Raw genomic sequence first — 19,773 nt, forward strand, 5'->3', positions numbered from 1 at the left:
TGATGTACTCGTTCTCGAGTACTGATTCTATCTGTTTCCGAGTGCGTAACCTAGTACCGATTGAATAATTTCTAATACTTGGTTTTGATCTCATTCTGTTTTAATAACGGGGTATCAACCTCAGTCAAATCACCATAGTACACTTCAAACATCAAGACGTTTTGAACATAACCTCGGGTTTCGTTAAATGGGATAGCCTCAATAAACGCGTAAACATCCAATTTCTCATCGGTTCCTTTGCGCCAACGCGTCACCCGAGATGGCCCGGCATTGTAGGCGGCAAACGCAAAGATACGGTTATTATCATAACGATCTAGCATCATTTTCAAATAGCCGCTGCCTAAGCGAATGTTCACACCAGGATCAAATAAACTGCTTTGGCCGGCATAGTTACGCCCTAACTTCTTCGCCGTTTCTTTTGCGGTCGCAGGCATCAATTGCATTAAGCCTCTCGCTCCAACAGGTGAAACTGCTTCGACATTTAACGCACTTTCTTGGCGAGCCAACGCCATCATCGTGGTCACAGAAAGATCGCGTTTTTTACTAAAGAAATCAAACCACCATTTGTGCGCAATAGGAAAACGCAGTTCAAGGTGATCCCAAAGTTTGCCAGATATCGTTGCCTGTACCGCTAAATGATGCCATTTATTCGCCACAGCATAAGCAGCAAGCACGGCAATTTGATCACCACTTTTTCCTCGAAGTAAGTAATGCCACTCTCGATTGGCATCCAGTAGCTTATCTAAAACGATCAGCTCTTCAATGCGGGAAAGTGCCGTGTCATATTCTTTGGTCTTAGCCCCGTCAAGAGTGATTGTTTTCGTCGGGTATTCAATTTCTTCCTCTAAGATGGTTGCAGCGGCGACGCTATAGAAATCCCGCTGTCCCAACAGGCTACGGTAGCCTTTTTCAGCTAGCTCATCATCACCGGCGTATTCGGCTAACCTTGCTTGCCAAAATTGCCAGCGAGTCGTTTGTCTTGCACTCTCTGGTAAACGTTGAACCCACTTACTCACTTCACTCCAATCCGCCTCCCGGATCGAGACGCGGATCCGGCGTTCTAATAACCTTACGCTCTGACTTGCCGCTAAATGTTTATCCCGCCATTGAATTAAGCTTTTATCATCGGTTGAAAACAAACGCCCTGCGGCATAATCAGCAAATGCCTGACGCTTTGCTTTCTCAAAATGTTGACCATCCATTGTACGTTGATATTGCTTTACCGCTTCGCGTATATCTTCCCGCGCCAATTTCTTATAGGCAAGTTCCGTCAAACCTTGGTTAAACGGTGTGACCTTGCTGCGCTTGGCATAACTTGCCACCCCCTCGGGTTTGTCATACAGCGACAACACCGCTTTGCCTCTATTTTGCCCACTGCCATTAAGCTGCTTATTCAGGTACTTCAGCCGATTGCGGTCACCTTCTGAATACACCAATAGCATGCGATCTAAAATCAGGGCATTGGTTCTTTTGCCCGCCTTTTCCCATTGAGACAGTAGCGGATCACAGGCATCATTCGTGGATCTTCCTGTCAGCCATAATGACTGCGCGCCTTGCCAAGCGGCATCTTTATTGCCTAGCTGACTCTGTGCGTAATAATAGTGACAGCGGAGTACTTCGCTACGAGGCGGGGTTGGCTGCACATCAACAAAGTTCTGCCAGCGCTTGGTCTCTGCAAGGTGGGTTAAGTAACGGTTGTTGATCGTTGTGCTAAATGGCAGCTCTTTATATTCGTCAACGAACGCGTTGACTTCTGAAGGGGATTTCGTCGAAAGATCGCGCGAGAAACGCCGGTAATCAAGGTAAGGGGCTAATGGGTAATCATCCAGTTTACTGCGCAGTTGCTGATACGCTTTAAGCTCGTCATCTTCCAATGACACTTGTGCTTGCTCATACCATTCCCGCTGTTGTTCAATCGAGCTGGCATGTACTGGCGTTATTAGCCACCCTCCGATAGCAAACAACAGGCCTGATAGTAAATTACGGTTAAAAGTGACAATCACAACACCATCCTATTATTATCTGCATCCATGTCGAATCAGGCTTTATATGTCTATAAACCTCTGAAGTATGTCAGTTATTGCATACAAATTTTTCACTAACAAGCATAGAGCAGCAAGATTGGAAACAGGTCAAACCATCACGCTGATCATCACATATTGCGACTAACCTCCATTGCGGAGTGACCAACGCCTAGATCCTGACGAGTATTTATTCAGCTTATGCACTAATTATGAACATTGCTGTTAAACTTATGTCCAGAACAGGTAAAATACCCCTTTCCATTAAGTTTAGAGATCGCAATCGGATATGGCTGAATACGTCTATACCATGTCGCGCGTGGGCAAAATCGTCCCACCCAAGCGTCAAATCCTAAAAGATATTTCATTAAGCTTCTTCCCTGGTGCCAAAATCGGTGTACTAGGTTTGAACGGTTCTGGTAAATCAACCTTGCTGCGCATCATGGCTGGTATCGACACCGATATTGAAGGTGAAGCTCGCCCGCAAACAGGCTTGAAGGTCGGTTACTTGCCTCAGGAACCAGTACTGGATGAAGAAAAAACAGTACGCGAAATCGTAGAAGAATCCGTTGCGGATGTTAAAGATGCGCTAACTCGCCTAGATGCAGTATACGCAGCCTACGCAGAACCAGACGCTGATTTTGACGTCCTAGCAAAAGAGCAGGGTGAACTTGAAGCGCTGATCGAAACGAAAGACGGCCACAATCTGGAAATGCAGCTAGAACGTGCTGCTGACGCGCTGCGCCTACCAGAGTGGGACGATAAGATTAAGCATCTGTCTGGTGGTGAGCGCCGCCGTGTTGCTATCTGTCGTCTACTGCTAGATAAGCCTGATATGCTGTTACTTGATGAGCCAACGAACCACCTTGATGCAGAATCAGTGGCATGGCTTGAGCATTTCCTTGTCGATTACAGCGGCACTGTTGTGGCGATTACCCACGACCGTTATTTCCTTGATAACGCTGCTGGCTGGATCTTAGAGCTTGACCGTGGTGAAGGTATTCCATGGGAAGGTAACTACACATCTTGGCTAGAGCAGAAAGATGCCCGTCTACAGCAGGAATCATCCCAAGAGCAGGCTCGCCAAAAAACCATCGCGAAAGAGCTAGAATGGGTACGTCAGAACCCGAAAGGCCGTCAAGCGAAATCAAAAGCACGTATGGCGCGTTTTGAAGAGCTAAACACCAGCGATCACCAAAAACGTAATGAAACTAACGAACTGTTCATCCCGCCAGGTGAGCGCTTGGGTGACAAAGTCATCGATGTGACGAACCTAACCAAGTCATATGGTGATCGCGTTCTTATTGATGATCTGTCATTTAGCATGCCGAAAGGTGCAATTGTTGGCATCATCGGTGCCAATGGTGCGGGTAAGTCAACCCTATTCAAGATGCTGAGCGGCGCAGAGCAGCCAGATTCTGGCACCATTGATATGGGTGCGACTGTAAGCCTTGCTTCTGTTGATCAGTTCCGTGACAGCATGAACGATGACAACACCGTGTATCAGGAAATTTCTGAAGGCGCGGAAATCATCCGTATCAACAACTACGAAGTAGCAGCACGTGCCTATGTATCGCGCTTCAACTTCCGTGGTAGTGATCAGCAAAAACGCATTGGCGATTTGTCTGGTGGTGAGCGTAACCGTGTTCACTTGGCGAAGCTTCTGAAAGCAGGCGGTAACGTACTGCTACTCGATGAGCCAACCAATGACCTTGACGTTGAAACGCTGCGAGCGCTTGAAGAAGCCCTACTTGAGTTCCCTGGCTGTGCCATGGTTATCTCGCACGACCGTTGGTTCCTTGACCGTATCGCGACCCACATTCTTGACTACCGTGATGAAGGTCAGGTTAACTTCTTCGAAGGTAACTACACCGAATACACAGACTGGTTGAAGAAAACACTGGGCGCACAAGCGGCTGAGCCACACCGTATCAAATACAAGCGTATTACTAAGTAATCTCTCGGTTACTTGCATACTGATACTCAAAGGGCTGCCACTGGCAGCCCTTTTTCATTGCATCGATAATATCAACCATTTGTCACCGTACGAGTAACCTTTAGGTCGTCGTGACTACAGGGAAACCCGCTCAAACGCGGTTAACGCTTCTTGCAAATCTTCAACAGCTATGATTTCAATGCCATTAATTTTACGGCTTGCATTGGCTTTTGGCACAATCGCGCGGGTAAACCCTTGCTTAGCCGCTTCTCTAATCCGTTCAACGCCATTGGCTGCCGGACGAATATCAGCATTCAAACCAATTTCACCAAATACCAATACATCTTGTGGGATCGGGGCATTTTTAAAGCTAGAAAAAATAGATAGCAATACGGCCAAATCAGCCGAGGTTTCTTCAATCTTAATACCGCCAACACAGTTCACGAAGATATCCATGTCAGACAACATCACCCCACCATGACGCGCCAGTACGGCTATCGACATGGCCAATCGGTTTGAGTCGTAACCCACCGTTAGGCGACGTGGGTTTTCAGTCACTGAGTTATTACATAATGCTTGGATCTCGACAAGCAGCGGCCTTGTGCCTTCCCACAGCGTCGTACAGGCCGAACCTGCATGGTTCTTGTCTGATCGGCTAAGGAATAAGGCTGAAGGGTTTTTAACTTGCTTCATACCCGTTTCGGTCATCGCAAAGAAACACGACTCAGAGTCAGCACCAAAACGGTTTTTGGACGTCCGTAGTACCCTGAACTTTTCATCTGCAGTGGAAGACAATGCAAATAAGCCATCCACAATGTGGATCAGCTGCATTGGGCCTGCTACGTTCGAGTCTTTGTTTATGTGACCAACAATCATGAACGTTACCCCTTCTGTTTTTGCAAAACGGGTTAACGCGGCGGCTGATTCTTTCACTTGGCTTGGACTACCGGCTGCGGAATCATTGTGAGCAACTGTCATGGTTTGGATAGAGTCGATGATCACAAACTCGGTTTTTTGCGCTGAAATGTGGCTGATAACTTGTTCAACCGAGGTTTCGGCCACCACATTAATGTTATCGAGGTTTTGTATACCTAGGCGCTGGGCCCGCTGGGAGATCTGATTAATCGATTCTTCCCCCGAGACATACAAAGACGGCTTGGTCGCAGCCACGGCACCGATACTTTGAAGTAATAACGTCGACTTACCCGCCCCAGGATCGCCGCACAGTAACAGTACCGATCCAGGCACAATACCCCCACCGAACACGCGGTCGAGTTCAGAAATGCCAGAAGCAAAACGCGGTACGTCTTTGTTTTCAACTTCAGATAGCTTCTGAACTTTCGTTGCAGCACCAGCATAGCTGTTCGCGGCTGACGCCCCGGCGACACCAACAGCGGCACGGGTCTTAGGTACCGTAAATTCGGTTATGGTGTTCCACGCCGCACAGGCACTGCACTGCCCCTGCCAGCGAGGAAAATCTGCACCGCAGTCACTGCATACGTATGCCCGCTTAGTTTTAGCCATGTTTCACCTTGAATGTAAGCAAAATAGTTAAATTCCCAGCTGGGATATCATTTAGCGTAAAATTAATGATGCCTTAGGGTTACAGGCTCAAGTTTTTACTGCAAAATACAGATAATAAACTACGTACTCACAAATAAAAAATAACTATGTTGCTTGACGACCATAAAGGCTTAATTGAAAAGCTGATCCCGGTTTACGACAGTGCAGACTTTGATGACGTCTTTCAAATGTTTACTGAAGGTGAAAGCGGGCCCACGAAGCTTAAAATCAAAATGGAGCTTCATCGGATCATGACGCCTTGTCGACAGGTCGTCGATCTCCGAGGGCGAGTAAAAGGTGAGTGCCGCCCTTACGAACTCGACGGGCTGACTCATTGGCTTGATGATGTCGCCATCAACACTTACCACAAACGCATCAAAATCTTTGGGGGGAAATTCCGCCTTGGACTTTATGAAGCGTTAATGAATACTCGTAATAACTTTCGCGTCCTGCACCAGCAACAAAAGCAACACCCGCTAAAAGAAGCACAAGTTGAACAGCGTGATACCCAATTCGACGCCCCTATTATCCGCTTTGGTCATTACCTCACTCGCGACGAGAACCGATTACAGCTAGCCACTCAGGTAAATCTGGAGCTTCCCTTCAATCAGGTCGTCAATGGCATGACGTCGGACTTATCATATTCTGGTGCTAAATTTAAAGTGCCTGCCGCCTTTAAATATAATCTGGGGATGTCCGTTACTGCTCGCTTCCCTAAGATGGCGGATGTACTGGGTGAGCCACGCTTAAATCAAGGGGTACGTTACCGCATTCTCGGTATTGATGAAAACAAAGACAATGACAGCTTTAAGTGGCTTCGGTTAAAAATCATCAGTGAAAATGCTTTAATCAAATCCGCGATAGATCAAAGCTTAAAAGCCGTTAACTATAAACCCAAAAAGAACCATGAAGATAAAGTCATTCAGACCCGAACCAAAGGTTACGAGCATTGCTTTTTAAAACACAGTGCCTCTATGCCACTGTTTTTTTCGGGTTCAACACTGAAATACAGCTTATTAACGCAACACAATCGCCACCTTTGGGATGATTGGCATGATGAACGTAATCAACCGGTTATCAATCATTTACTGTCACAAGACAGAATGGCCAGCTTGGGGAAAGCGGGCATAAAGCAAGGCAGCACGTTGATCTATAGCTTTAGTCACGATCACGACAACAAGGCCTATTTTTACTCTGCAGCCCTGCCAGAAATGACCATTGAACAACGTAACCTATTTTGGCATATCGGCGCCCCCCGCAGCAGCTGGCGTGTCAGCAGGCTAACGATTCAGCCCATCGAACAAGATGACATTGAACGACTAAAAGATATTGCGCCGGAAATGATCGAACAAATGAGCTCGCTGACACATATTGGGCTATTGCAAGATCTGACCAACCCGCTGGCAAATCAAGATTACCGCTTAACTATTAAACCACAGCTCTCAGGCAAAGCCCTGCAGGCCTTCCGCCACCAGCGGAATCCAATCGCTTCAGCGAAAGCCATTTACTTCGATCCCAAACCTCAACGCAGTGAAGCGCGCTTTTTATTAGATACCGAGGTTGAGTGCCACCACCCACAGCATGCACCAGTGAAAGGGAAAACCCTCGATTTCTCCGCGCGAGGGCTTAACATTCGCCTTGAAACCCCTTTACCGGTATGCCGTGACGATGCTGTGTCGATTTCATTCCCACAGCTAGAGAAACTCGATAAAAAAACGGTATTAGGCCAAATTCCCTACAAGGTTATTCGCGTTAACCCAAGCAACGGAACAATCCAACTGACGATGGGGGACGGCCCCCAAGCACTGCACGGTGAACAATTTTTACGCAAACTGATTCAGCACAATGAAAATAAGCTGATAATGACGGAAGAAAAACTCCCTACGGGTGAGTTGCTCATGGCTATGCACCAAATGCTACTGAATCGCTTGAATAGTATTCCGTACTTCGGTGAAAAGGTTGATCATAAAATCAAAATAAAAGCGGTGGGCTGTAACTTCCCACTCCCCCCCATGGCACGGCTGTTTAATCAAATCGGAGGAGAGGGGCAACTGTCACTGGAACCCCTGTTTAAGAACCGCTTAAAACGCTTACTGGCTGAAACCATGCGACCTGTCGATATTCACCAGCCGCATACGCATGAACTTTATCTCTGGGTACAAAGAAAAGGCACTAACATTCGCCATATCGACAGTAAACTTATTGATGAATTCAGCTGCATTGATGACAGGATTAACTTCATCAAAAACGCGAAAAAGCTCGGTGAGTTCATGGCAATCCGGATCACAGCAGTGCCTGTATTAAGCCCTATCACCGCTTTGATCAGCAAAGATCTCGGTGAACTTGCCCGAATGACATTACATCGGGCAAGGGCACTAGAAGAAGAACTCAGCGCGCTTATCGGTTGCGGTGAACTTCACGATATTACCGATGAAGTACTGGTGAGGTTGGAAATAAAATAATCGCTAGGGCCTTGAGATTACCAGTTCAATTTTTGTGGCAACAATGAAGCCGAAAGCAGGCAAATCACCGCACCCAAGTCAGCATACCTGACGGCAACGGGTGCTTCTGCTTCCACTTTTGGTTTCGCGTGGTAGGCAATCCCTAGTCCTGCCGCTTTGATCATCGCTAAATCGTTGGCACCATCGCCTACGGCAATCGTATTGTGGTAGGCAATATCATACTGCTCAGCAAGCGCTTGTAATATGTCGGCCTTCGCATTGGCATCAACCACATCACCCAATACTTTACCCGTTAGCTTGCCATTTATAATTTCAAGGGTATTAGAGCGAGCATCAACCAAGTTGAGTTCTTGTTTCAAATAGTCCGAAAAGTAGGTGAATCCACCCGAAGCGATCGCCGCTTTCCAACCATAGTGATGTAACGTTGCCACTAACTCACGCAATTCAGGCATCATCGGCAAACTAGCCCGTACCGACTCAAGAATCGACTCATCAGCGCCTTCAAGTGTCGCGACACGCTGCCTTAAGCTCTCTTCAAAGTCGAGCTCTCCTTGCATCGCACGTTCAGTAACCTCTGCGACCTGTTCACCCACTCCCGCCAGTTTAGCTATTTCATCAATACATTCGATCTGAATCGCCGTTGAATCCATGTCCATAACGACTAAACCGGGTTCAGACAAATTTGGGATCTCACGAATATCAGCAATATCAAGCTGGTAATGCGTCACACATTGTTCAAGCTGGGATGAAAAAGGGTTCTTTACTAGCAAACAATCGTACTCACCAACCTTCCACGCGGCAGTCAGAAGTAATCGTTCGCCTAAGGCATGTTCAATGTGAGCGACCACATCAACGCTTATCGCTGCACCGTAAATAAGTGTCGCTGACTGGTTTCTCTCATGATTGGTGGCGTTGACAACCTCAGGGTAAGACTGAAGTAGTGAAGTATGTTTTCTGATTTTAAGCACTATATAGACATCCGTGTTAGAGTTATGCATTAAAACTACCCTATTGCAAAATCATAGGGCAAGCCTCAATATGCATTTTGAACCTAAAACTTAGCCTGAAATCATGAAATCATGAAATTAAAAAAAACACGCTTTCAACGACTGTGGCAATTTACGGTACTCGTAAGTTGTTTTGCCGCGATCATTGCCATGCTTGAGTACGGCTCAGATATCACCCAGCGTAACTACCGAAGTCTTAGCGAACAAACTCAACAGCTATCGCGCCTCTTGGTTCGTCAGGCCGCTAATACAGCAGCCAGCGATTTAGTCGATAAAAAACAAGATAGCCTGCAAGAGCTTGTTCAGCAGCTATCTTCAGAACCTTTGATCTTAGATGCGACCATTTACGATGTTGAAGGGGTAACATTTGCTAAAACAACTGATGCCATGCCGCTCGAGCAAGTAACGGGCATGTCGACCCCGCTGTCTGTGGCCAGCTATGGCCGTCAGCAACTGATCGAACCTATAAAATCAGAAGGGCAAGTGGTTGGCTTTCTTCGGATCACCCTTGAGCACAATAAAGTCGTCAGCAAAACGCACAGCGATATTGACTACATGACCAACGTGATACGCGGCTTGATCGTCAGTGCGCTTGGCATTGGTTTTTTACTGGCCTTAACGTTTGGTCGTCGTAAAGATATTTGGCATTTCCCGTTTTTACTGACCGCCAACTCGAAAGACTGATCTTGGGCGGATAGCCCATAAAAAAAGAGCTTGCCGAACGGCAAGCCCTTTCTAATTCTAAGCGTTCGCTTATGCTTCTTCAGCATCACCAAGCAGAACAGATTCTAATGCGATTTCCATCATTTCGTTGAACGTTAGCTGACGCTCTTCAGATGTCGTCGCTTCGCCGCGCAAGATATGGTCTGAAACAGTACAAATAGTCAGTGCTTTAGCACCAAACTCTGCTGCCAGGCCGTAGATACCCGCCGCTTCCATTTCAACACCAACAATGCCGTATTTCTTCATGGTTTTGAAGAATTCGAAATCAGGGCTGTAGAACAGATCCGCAGAGAAGATGTTACCCACTTTAACGTCAACGCCTTTTGCTTTCGCTGCATCAACGGCGTTTTGTACCATGCCGTAATCTGCCAGTGCTGCAAAATCGTGATCGTTAAAACGAATACGGTTTACTTTAGAGTCAGTAGATGCGCCCATACCGATCACAACATCACGTAGGTTTACATCATCACGTACCGCGCCACAGCTACCAACACGGATGATTTTCTTCACGCCGAAATCTTTAATTAGCTCAGTTGCATAGATTGAACATGAAGGAATACCCATACCGTGGCCCATTACAGAGATCTTACGACCTTTATAAGTACCGGTATAACCAAACATACTACGTACATTACACACTTCTTTTGCATCATCTAGGAAGGTTTCTGCAATGTATTTAGCACGTAATGGATCACCAGGCATCAGTACTACGTCTGCAAAGTCACCCATTTCAGCATTAATGTGAGGAGTCGCCATCGTTATTTCCCTTCTATCATTTGTTGGTTGTTTTGCAATACCAACTCAATGTAATCAAGTCTTGTAAATACTGCTTCGATCTAAAACAAATATAGACCGAAACACTATCAATAAAGTCGTTAAAGCAGTTAGCCATTGCCTACTTGCTTCTTGTTGTTATAGGAATGACTTTCCGTATTCCATATCAGACGTACCAAAGTACTCTGCCAAGCTCTGGCCAATATCCGCAAACGTGTCGCGACGGCCTAATGAACCCGCTTTTATTTTAGGGCCCGTGACTAACACAGGGATATGCTCACGAGTGTGATCAGTGCCTTCCCATGTTGGATCACAACCGTGGTCTGCAGCCATGATCAATACATCGTCTTCCTGCAGCAGTTCAAGGATCTCTGGTAAACGCTTATCAAAGTACTCAAGTGCCGCGGCATAGCCTGCCACATCACGACGGTGGCCATAAGCTGAATCAAAATCAACAAAGTTAGTGAACACAATGCTGTTATCACCTGCGGTTTTGATTTTCTCTAATGTCGCATCAAACAGTGCCGGGATCCCAGTTGCTTTTACTTTTTGAGTAATACCGCAGCCCGCGTAGATATCAGAGATTTTACCGATAGAGATCACTTCACCATTTTTTTCTTCAACAAGCTTCTGCAGCACTGTTATTGCTGGTGGCTCAACCGACAAGTCGCGACGGTTACCCGTTCGCTCAAATTGACCTTTACCCGCACCAATAAACGGACGCGCAATAACACGGCCAATGTTGTAGTCTTCCAACTCTTCGCGTGCAATTTGGCAAAGCTCAAGCAGGTTGTCGAGACCGAATGTTTCTTCATGGCAAGCGATCTGGAACACAGAATCGGCAGAGGTATAGAAGATTGGCATGCCCGTCTTCATGTGCTCTTCACCAAGATCATCCAGTACCTGAGTACCCGACGCATGACAGTTGCCTAGGAAACCTGAAAGGTTCGCACGCTTTAGAATGCGATCAGTCAATTCCTGAGGAAAGCTGTTGCTGTGATCGGTAAAGTAACCCCAATCAAATAACACTGGCACACCCGCCATTTCCCAGTGACCTGATGGTGTATCTTTACCTGAAGACAATTCAGCAGCGTGTGCGTATGCACCCGTAATTTCGGCGTTAGGATCAAGACCTTCAGGGAAATAGCCGGAAGACTCTTCACACGCTTTACCTAAACCTAATTTATTCAGGTTAGGTAAATGCAACAAGCCACTACGCTGACCGTTATCCGCTTCACCACGTGCACAAGCCTGTGCTATATGGCCTAGGGTATTTGAGCCTACATCACCGAATTTGACGGCATCTTCCGTAGCACCAATACCAAATGAATCAAGTACTAAGATAATAGAACGTTTCATTTTGACTCCATTAAACATCTTCAGGGCGAACACGACGGTAAACTTCAGGTGTCGGCTCAGGCTTTTCGTTAGACACAGTAATTGCAGCACGTACAGCGTTCGCAGCGTCTTCCCACTGTGATTCATTACGCGCATGGATCACTGCCAGTGGCTTGTCAGCATTGACCTCTTCGCCAAGGCGAATCATGTCGCTCAAACCTACGGCATAGTCGATAGTATCTGCTGCAACACGGCGGCCACCACCCATACCAACAACCGCCATACCTAACGCTCGGGTATCCATCGCAAAGGCATAGCCTGTGGTTTCAGCATAAACAGGCTTAACCAGTTCAGCTTGCTCTAGGTAGTTATCGTAGTTTTCCATGAAATCTGCAGGGCCACCAAGGCCAGCAACCATCTTACCGAAACTCTCGGCGGCTTTACCGTTGTCTAGTACTGCCTGAAGCTTCTCGCGTGCTTGCTCGATATCCGTCGCTAACCCACTGTTTACCAACATTTCGGCACACAATGCCATGGTCACTTCAAATAAGCGAGGGTTGCGGTATTCACCGGTTAGGAATTGCACGGCTTCACGTACTTCGAGTGCATTACCCGCAGTTGATGCCAATACCTGATTCATATCGGTAAGCAATGCGGTTGTTTTTGTGCCCGCACCGTTCGCGACTGCAACAATAGACTTAGCGAGCTCTTCAGATGCTTCGTAAGTTGGCATGAAAGCGCCAGAACCGACTTTTACATCCATAACTAACGAACCAAGGCCCGCTGCAAGTTTCTTCGATAAAATCGATGCAGTGATCAGAGAGATATTATCAACCGTTGCTGTCACATCACGGGTCGCATAGACACGCTTGTCAGCCGGTGCTAAATCGCCCGTTTGACCAATAATGGCAACACCTGCGTCTTTGGTAACTTGGCCGAACACTTCGTTGGTTGGCGTAATGTTGTAACCCGGAATTGATTCTAGCTTATCAAGCGTACCGCCCGTGTGACCGAGACCACGGCCTGAAATCATCGGCACATAACCGCCACATGCAGCCACCATTGGGCCAAGCATTAATGAGGTTACATCACCAACACCACCTGTAGAGTGCTTATCAACAATTGGGCCATCGAAGTTCATGTGGCTCCAGTCAATAACCATGCCTGAATCACGCATGGCGCATGTCAATGCAACACGCTCGTCCATGGTCATATCATTGAAGTAGATAGCCATAGCGAACGCTGCTATCTGACCTTCAGACACAGTGTCTTTGGCAATGCCTTGAATAAAGAAATTAATTTCTTCGGCGCTTAGTTCAATGTTGTCACGTTTTTTGCGGATGATTTCTTGTGGTAAATACATGGTATTCCCCAGTAAATTCTAGTGTAGAGTAATGACCGTTTACTTGATGGCGTTGCTCGATTTAAAACGATAATTCGGCAATAGATATGATTCTCGGGTACAGGGCAGCCGCCCCATATGCTGCATAAAGCAACCTAGGCAAGAACCAAACAGTAAAGAGTCACAGGTAATTAAAAATAAGGCGGCCAGTTGGCCACCTTATAGGAAAGAATTAGTAGCCGCCTTCAGCTGCTTTTTCGCCTTCACCCAATGTGTGAAGTAGGTTAGCAAGTAAGCTTGAAGCACCGAAGCGGTAGTGCATGTTGTCAGCCCATTCAGCGCCTAGAATACGGTTAGCCATGTCTAGGTATTGCTGTGCATCTTCAGCGGTACGTACGCCACCAGCAGGTTTAAAACCAACTGTTTTAGCAACGTCCATCTCTTTGATCACGTTAAGCATGATTTCTGCGAACTCAGGTGTCGCGTTTACTGGCACTTTACCCGTTGAAGTCTTGATGAAGTCTGCACCAGCTTTGATTGATAGCTCAGATGCTTTCTTGATTAGTGCTTCAGTTTTCAGCTCGCCTGTTTCGATAATCACTTTCAAAAGGATATCGCCACACGCTGCTTTACACTGCTTAACTAGCTCAAAACCAACTTCTTCGTTGCCAGCCATTAGTGCGCGGTACGGGAAAACCACGTCAACTTCATCTGCACCGTAAGCAACTGCTGCTTTAGTTTCTGCAACTGCGATTTCAATGTCGTCGTTACCGTGCGGGAAGTTAGTAACGGTTGCAATGCGAACTTCTGGTGTACCTTGCTCACGCAGTTGCTTCTTAGCAACAGGAACAAAACGTGGGTAGATACATACTGCTGCTGTGTTACCTACAGCTGTTTTTGCGTTCTTACATAACTCGATCACTTTTGCGTCAGTGTCGTCATCGTTAAGAGTTGTAAGATCCATTAGTTGAAGTGCACGAAGTGCAGCAGCTTTTAAATCGCTCATGACTATCTCCAGTCCAGTTATTTTCTACCAAGCTTTATAGAACTGTTCCATACGCTTGACGGCAGTCTTGTGCGCCACCGCCAAACGGCCCGCTACGCGAACAGTTATACCCGTGCCTGACACATGCCCGACAGGGTATTACGGACTTGATTCCTTGAAGACTCAGGTAAACAATGCGAGATCGTTAACCTGATTGATTTCCATTTCACCGCTTGGAAAGAGCAGATTGCTCTTCCCAGCCGTTATGCTCTTTCAGCCTGCCTAGCGATAGGTAACACCATGACGGTATTGGCTGAAACAGCGTTAATCAGTTTGTGATGGTGCGGGTCTATAATACCAAGCGAACATACCCACCACCATGAAAGTTACGTTTCCCAGTGTGGACAATGTGTTTACGTAACGAAAAACATCATCGGCCAATTTATGGGCTATAAATCGTTTGAGTCAGCTAAAAAAACGCTCTACGATCCATTGGTAAGCAATACCCCCACCATAAACCCCAACGATCCCCATAACGCCAGACAATACTGGTGGCGCAGGGATAGGTAACTTCAGCGCTGAAAATAACACGCCAACAATAAACCCAGCGAACAGTGCCAATATGACTTCATTCATAATCATTCTCTCAAACGGTTTTCGCACAAGAGAAAGTGTAGTCTGCCTTACGTCGCCTGTTGTTCTTAATGGTATAAACCACATGCTAACAAACCAGAATGGCAGAAATTGGAGCGCAATCGATTTTATGGCATAAATTAAAACAACAAGCGTTAACGTTTACCCTATATGTTGATACAGATAAGGGAGCTAACCGGGGGGAAGAAAGGTGATTTGCGTTATAAAGAATAAATGGAAGTTACAGACAAAAACGCCACAGCAAAGCTGTGGCGTTTTTCATCGACTTACGTCGGCTGATTACATTGCGTTAAGCGTAACGAATAGACCAGCAATTGTTGCAGACATTAGGTTAGAAAGCGTACCTGCGGCAACAGCCTTCATACCAAATTGAGCAATCTCGTGACGACGACTCGGTGCTAGGCCACCTAGACCACCCAGTAGGATAGCTACTGATGATAGGTTAGCGAAACCACATAGAGCGAACGAAATGATAGCTTCAGTCTTCGGTGAAAGTACAACTTCTGCACCTTCAGCTAGGTATGGTGCAAAGTTTAGGTAAGCAACGAATTCGTTAACTACCAGTTTCTGACCAATGAATGAACCAGCAATAGTTGCTTCAGACCAAGGCACACCGATTAGGAATGCAAGTGGTGAGAATACGTAACCAAGGATAAATTCTAGTGTTAGTTCAGGCATACCGAACCAGCCACCAATACCACCAAGGATACCATTAACTAGGGCAATCAAACCGATGAATGCTAGTAGCATTGCACCAACGTTTAGCGCAAGCTGCATACCAGATGAAGCACCTGCAGCCGCAGCATCGATAACGTTCGCTGGTTTGTCGTCAGCATCGTCAGCATCGCCAGCAAACTGTTCAACAGCTTCTTCAGTTTCAGGCTTGATGATCTTAGCAAATAGAAGACCACCCGGTGCTGCCATGAATGATGCGGCAATTAGGTACTCTAGAGGAACACCCATTGATGCGTAACCTGCAAGTACACCACCAGCAACAGACGCTAGACCACCACACATTACTGCAAACAGCTCAGACTGAGTCATTTTTGGTACGAACGGACGAATCACCAATGGTGCTTCCGTTTGACCAACGAAGATGTTAGCTGTTGCAGACATAGATTCCGCGCGAGACGTACCTAGTGCTTTCTGCAGACCACCACCAAGTACATTGATTACAACCTGCATAATGCCTAGGTAGTAAAGTACGCTGATTAGTGCAGAGAAGAAAACAATTACAGGTAGTACACGTAAGGCGAAGACGAAACCGCCACCACCAAACACTTCAAACATAGTGTCTGAAGTCAGACCACCAAATAGGAAGTTAATACCATCGTTACCGTAAGCGATAACGTTGGAAACAGCCGTTGACATACCGTATAGCACGTCACGACCAACTGGTACATAAAGAACAAATGCACCTAAACAGAATTGGATGGCAAATGCACCACCAACAGTACGTAGATTAATAGCTTTACGGTTATCAGATAGTAGTACCGCTAGACCTAGCAATACAACCATCCCAACCAGGCTCATAAACAGGCTCATGGTTTATGGCTTCCCTTTAGTTAAGTTTTTTGGCGTCTCGACAATTTGGCTCATTAAGAGTCCGGCGCATTATACCCATGCTGAGACGGATAAAGTAATGCAGGAATCACAGTTTTTAGAGAGACAGAGTAAAAGTTCAATCTCATTTGTGAGCTACCTCACAAAAAGGAAAACGTTTAACGCAACCGTTTCGCGCAATCGTTTTTATTGTGACTTAGGTTCACAACGAAATACTAAAAAGTTCAGCTGTGGTTAAGGTGATAACCCGCTCAATCTCTTGTTCACTTTCCACTCTAATCTCTGCAAGTTCACGCATAATATTAGCAAGTCGGTCTGGTCGATTAGGCTCCCCTTGAAACCCTGCTATCGGCATATCCGGCGCATCCGTTTCCAGCAAAAGTGTTGCCAAAGGCAATGTCGCTATTGTATTACGTGTTTTATTGGCTCTGCGATATGTAATCGTTCCACCAACGCCAATTTTGATACCTAGATCAATAAGCTGCCTTGCTTGCGGGTAACTACCACTAAAAGCGTGGTATACCCCACCTGCAATCGGTGGATTTTGCCTCAAAACACGCATTAACTCAGGGAAGGCTTTTCTACAATGAAGAATAATGGGTAAGTTATGTTCATTAGCCAGCACCAACTGTTGAGTTAGTAACGAAATCTGTTGATTTCGATTTGCATCCGTAATGGCAAAGTCTAGACCACATTCGCCAACAGCTACGCACCGAGAGGCATTTTTTTCTCTCAATTCTGATTCAACAGCAAGCTCCGAGGCCAACCGAGCAATGGCGTTCTCTGTATGCTCTGCGCTAAAAAAAGGGTGCAACCCCAGAGCATAATAAACATTGTCGAACACAGCACTCAACTGGCGGATCGCCTGCCAATTACGCTCACCGACAGCAGGAACCACAACAATGCCGACTCCAGCCTCTTGCGCCAAGGTTAAATACGCCTTTGGGTCATCGCAGAAAGGTGGAAAATCAAAATGGCAATGACTGTCAATCAGCATCTATTTTGTTACATGTTGAATGCGCTAACGACTTAGCACGGTTCTTCGGGTGGCGGGCATCATCATTATCATAGCGAACAGGTGCACAGCAACGACGGTTCTCTGGCACAAACCCCATTCGTTCACACCAGCGGTCATATGCCGCAACCCACTTTTTTACCGTTACCAACATACCTACTCCTGCATCGATTTAGCTACCATGACGATCATACTGCGTCCTGTCACTAGAATGGTATCATGTGGATAAACAGGCGCATCATTAGAATGATAAATATCATAAGGTGATCGTTTTGCTGTATTCACCAACAAGTGCCATTCACTACATTGTCTGCTGGGCAAGGTGAACTCAAGTGGATCCCAATAAGCATTACATATCACATACAATTCATCCTGAGTGATAGGGTGATTAACGGTCAGTGCTAACGAATGTGATTCATCAGACCAATCAGGTTGCTCGGGGATCAGTCCATGCCAACGAATACTGACCTCTTCGACCACGGAGCTCAGTGAAATATGCATATTCCAATCAATGGTGGGCTCCGAGCGGCGAAGTTGGCTTAATTGCGTCACAAAACGCAACATGTCTGGGTGCTTATCAAGTAAGCTCCAATCAAACCAGCTGATCTCATTGTCTTGGCAATAAGCATTATTGTTACCTTGCTGGGTACGTCGAACTTCATCCCCCATGTTCAACATGGGTGTGCCGAGTGACAAAAACAGTGTTGTCAGCATATTTTTACACTGCCGGTTTCGAAGCTCTTCTATTTCCTTGGTGACTGTCGGCCCCTCTACCCCATAATTGCTGGATATATTATGGTTATCGCCGTCATTATTGCCTTCGCCATTTGCAAGATTATGTTTTTCGCTATAACTCACCAGATCATTTAATGTAAAGCCATCATGAGCGGTAACAAAATTAACCGAGCGGTGCGGGGAGTGATGACGGCCACAATAAATATCAGGCGAACCAAGGATCCGCGATGCAAAGCGGCTGACTGTACCACTATCCCCTCGCCAAAAAGCACGGATATCATCACGATACTTTCCATTCCATTCATTCCAGCGATCGCCAATGAATGAACCGACCTGATACAACCCTGCCGCATCCCACGCCTCAGCAATGATCTTTGTACTACATAAGATAGGATCGGTGTCGATGGTCCACAGCAACGGGGGCTCTTTCATTGGCTGCCCAGCGCTATCTCGGGCTAATACCGAAGCCAGATCAAACCGAAAACCATCAACATGCATTTCTGTCACCCAAAAATGCAATGCATCCATAATCATACGGCGCAACACGCTATGGTTAGCATTACAGGTATTGCCACAGCCGCTGTAATTCGCATAGTGCCCGTTTTCTTTATCTGTAATGTAGTAAGCGCCATTCTGCAGCCCTTTAAAACAGAATGTTGGCCCTTGCTCATCACCTTCCGCCGTATGGTTGAACACCACATCTAAAATGACTTCAATGTCCGCACGATGAAGCTCTCTCACCAAGGTTTTAAATTCATTGATTGCAGCTAGTGGATCTTTTTCAACACTGTAGCCGGCATGAACGGCAAAAAAGTTGATTGGGCTGTATCCCCAATAGTTTTGCCGCCCTTCAGGTGCATCACTGACATCAAATTGCTGCACGGGCATCAATTCAACCGCAGTGATCCCCATCGACTTAAGGTAAGGGATTTTTTCGATGATCCCTGCAAAGGTGCCTTTTTTACTACTCTCGACACCCGATGTTGGATGCTTGGTAAATCCCCCAACGTGCATTTCATAAATCACCGTATCATTGAGCGAGTGACGAGGTGCCAGCACATCTTGCCAATCAAAATCTGAGTGATCGACCACCATGCTTTTCATGCTGGCATCCATGTTACGCCCTTTGCCTATTGCTCTGTCTCGGCTGTAATTGCGTCCAAAACAGATTGCTTGACTATAAGGGTCAATTAACACTTTATCTTTATCGAATCGTAGCCCTTTTTCCGGTATCCATGGTCCATCGACTTGAAAGCCATACACTTGCCCATGACCAATATTCGCCACAAAAATAAACCAATAATGGCCACGTTTATGGATCGATGGGTTCAATTCAAAGGAATGCTGTGGGCTGGCTGCATCAGCACCAGTAAAGAGGTGAAGGGTGACGCGTGTGGCATCTTTTGAGTACAGGCTAAAGTTTACCCCAGCCCCCTTAACGGATGCACCTAACGGAAAGGATTCTCCCGGCCATGTATAAACCTCGTTACCATATGCTAACTCCATCATCCTATCCACTCCTGCTCTTCCTTGCCTAAACCCTATACAACGGTGAATATTGCAATCACCACGCGCAATATCGATATGCATCAAACAGAATAATAGACTTAAAATGAAAGGAGTTACTGGCACCTCACAAAAGAATAAAAAAAGCC

The 19,773-nt window shown here is 46.3% G+C and carries 15 protein-coding genes; 3 read left to right on the forward strand and 12 right to left on the reverse strand.

Annotated features, from left to right (window positions below):
• Positions 1 to 71: 71 nt before the first annotated feature.
• Entirely contained in the window at positions 72 to 2,003 is a 1,932-nt protein-coding gene (gene sltY, locus L4D78_RS07260) for a murein transglycosylase (RefSeq protein WP_428466292.1), read from the reverse strand.
• Positions 2,004 to 2,310: 307 nt separating this feature from the next.
• Here sltY and ettA point away from each other — a divergent pair, with 307 nt between their 5' ends.
• Positions 2,311 to 3,978 carry an energy-dependent translational throttle protein EttA gene (gene ettA / locus L4D78_RS07265; protein ID WP_428466293.1) on the forward strand — a complete coding sequence of 556 codons (1,668 nt, stop codon included), beginning with the start codon at positions 2,311 to 2,313 and terminating at the stop codon, positions 3,976 to 3,978.
• A gap of 114 nt (positions 3,979 to 4,092) precedes the next feature.
• Here ettA and radA read toward each other — a convergent pair whose 3' ends face one another.
• On the reverse strand, positions 4,093 to 5,481 hold the full coding sequence (gene radA, locus L4D78_RS07270; protein WP_428466294.1) for a DNA repair protein RadA: 1,389 nt from the start codon (positions 5,479 to 5,481) through the stop codon (positions 4,093 to 4,095).
• A 146-nt stretch (positions 5,482 to 5,627) separates the two neighbouring features.
• Here radA and L4D78_RS07275 point away from each other — a divergent pair, with 146 nt between their 5' ends.
• Positions 5,628 to 7,982 carry a PilZ domain-containing protein gene (locus L4D78_RS07275; RefSeq protein ID WP_428466295.1) on the forward strand — a complete coding sequence of 785 codons (2,355 nt, stop codon included), beginning with the start codon at positions 5,628 to 5,630 and terminating at the stop codon, positions 7,980 to 7,982.
• A 17-nt stretch (positions 7,983 to 7,999) separates the two neighbouring features.
• On the opposite strand, the gene serB is transcribed toward L4D78_RS07275, so the two are convergent.
• A complete protein-coding gene (gene serB / locus L4D78_RS07280) occupies positions 8,000 to 8,980 on the reverse strand; it encodes a phosphoserine phosphatase (RefSeq protein ID WP_428466296.1) in 981 nt (326 codons plus the stop codon).
• An 81-nt stretch (positions 8,981 to 9,061) separates the two neighbouring features.
• Here serB and L4D78_RS07285 point away from each other — a divergent pair, with 81 nt between their 5' ends.
• Positions 9,062 to 9,673: a YtjB family periplasmic protein gene (locus tag L4D78_RS07285; RefSeq protein WP_428466297.1), complete on the forward strand. Its 612-nt coding sequence runs from the start codon at positions 9,062 to 9,064 to the stop codon at positions 9,671 to 9,673.
• A 69-nt stretch (positions 9,674 to 9,742) separates the two neighbouring features.
• Here L4D78_RS07285 and deoD read toward each other — a convergent pair whose 3' ends face one another.
• The 9 genes from deoD to glgX form a co-directional block, all read right to left on the reverse strand.
• On the reverse strand, positions 9,743 to 10,468 hold the full coding sequence (deoD, locus tag L4D78_RS07290; RefSeq protein WP_428456373.1) for a purine-nucleoside phosphorylase: 726 nt from the start codon (positions 10,466 to 10,468) through the stop codon (positions 9,743 to 9,745).
• A gap of 156 nt (positions 10,469 to 10,624) precedes the next feature.
• A complete protein-coding gene (locus tag L4D78_RS07295; protein WP_428466298.1) occupies positions 10,625 to 11,845 on the reverse strand; it encodes a phosphopentomutase in 1,221 nt (406 codons plus the stop codon).
• A gap of 10 nt (positions 11,846 to 11,855) precedes the next feature.
• Positions 11,856 to 13,187, reverse strand: a complete 1,332-nt coding sequence (gene deoA / locus L4D78_RS07300) for a thymidine phosphorylase (RefSeq protein ID WP_428466299.1) — start codon at positions 13,185 to 13,187, stop codon at positions 11,856 to 11,858.
• Positions 13,188 to 13,398: 211 nt separating this feature from the next.
• On the reverse strand, positions 13,399 to 14,172 hold the full coding sequence (gene deoC / locus L4D78_RS07305; RefSeq protein WP_428466300.1) for a deoxyribose-phosphate aldolase: 774 nt from the start codon (positions 14,170 to 14,172) through the stop codon (positions 13,399 to 13,401).
• Between the two features lie 444 nt (positions 14,173 to 14,616).
• On the reverse strand, positions 14,617 to 14,787 hold the full coding sequence (locus L4D78_RS07310; RefSeq protein ID WP_428456377.1) for a XapX domain-containing protein: 171 nt from the start codon (positions 14,785 to 14,787) through the stop codon (positions 14,617 to 14,619).
• A gap of 297 nt (positions 14,788 to 15,084) precedes the next feature.
• Positions 15,085 to 16,350 carry a NupC/NupG family nucleoside CNT transporter gene (locus L4D78_RS07315; RefSeq protein ID WP_428456378.1) on the reverse strand — a complete coding sequence of 422 codons (1,266 nt, stop codon included), beginning with the start codon at positions 16,348 to 16,350 and terminating at the stop codon, positions 15,085 to 15,087.
• Positions 16,351 to 16,570: 220 nt separating this feature from the next.
• Positions 16,571 to 17,365: a TatD family hydrolase gene (locus L4D78_RS07320; protein ID WP_428466301.1), complete on the reverse strand. Its 795-nt coding sequence runs from the start codon at positions 17,363 to 17,365 to the stop codon at positions 16,571 to 16,573.
• Complete coding sequence (locus tag L4D78_RS07325; RefSeq protein WP_428456380.1) at positions 17,355 to 17,537, reverse strand: DUF5363 family protein; 183 nt, start codon at positions 17,535 to 17,537, stop codon at positions 17,355 to 17,357. The genes L4D78_RS07320 and L4D78_RS07325 overlap by 11 nt, the downstream gene beginning before the upstream one ends.
• Before the next feature lie 2 nt (positions 17,538 to 17,539).
• Positions 17,540 to 19,627, reverse strand: coding sequence for a glycogen debranching protein GlgX (glgX, locus tag L4D78_RS07330; RefSeq protein ID WP_428466302.1), 2,088 nt, complete (start codon positions 19,625 to 19,627; stop codon positions 17,540 to 17,542).
• Between the last annotated feature and the right edge of the window lie 146 nt (positions 19,628 to 19,773).

The sequence above is a fragment of the Photobacterium minamisatsumaniensis genome (genome assembly GCF_050336695.1).
Taxonomy (GTDB): Bacteria; Pseudomonadota; Gammaproteobacteria; order Enterobacterales; family Vibrionaceae; genus Photobacterium; species Photobacterium minamisatsumaniensis.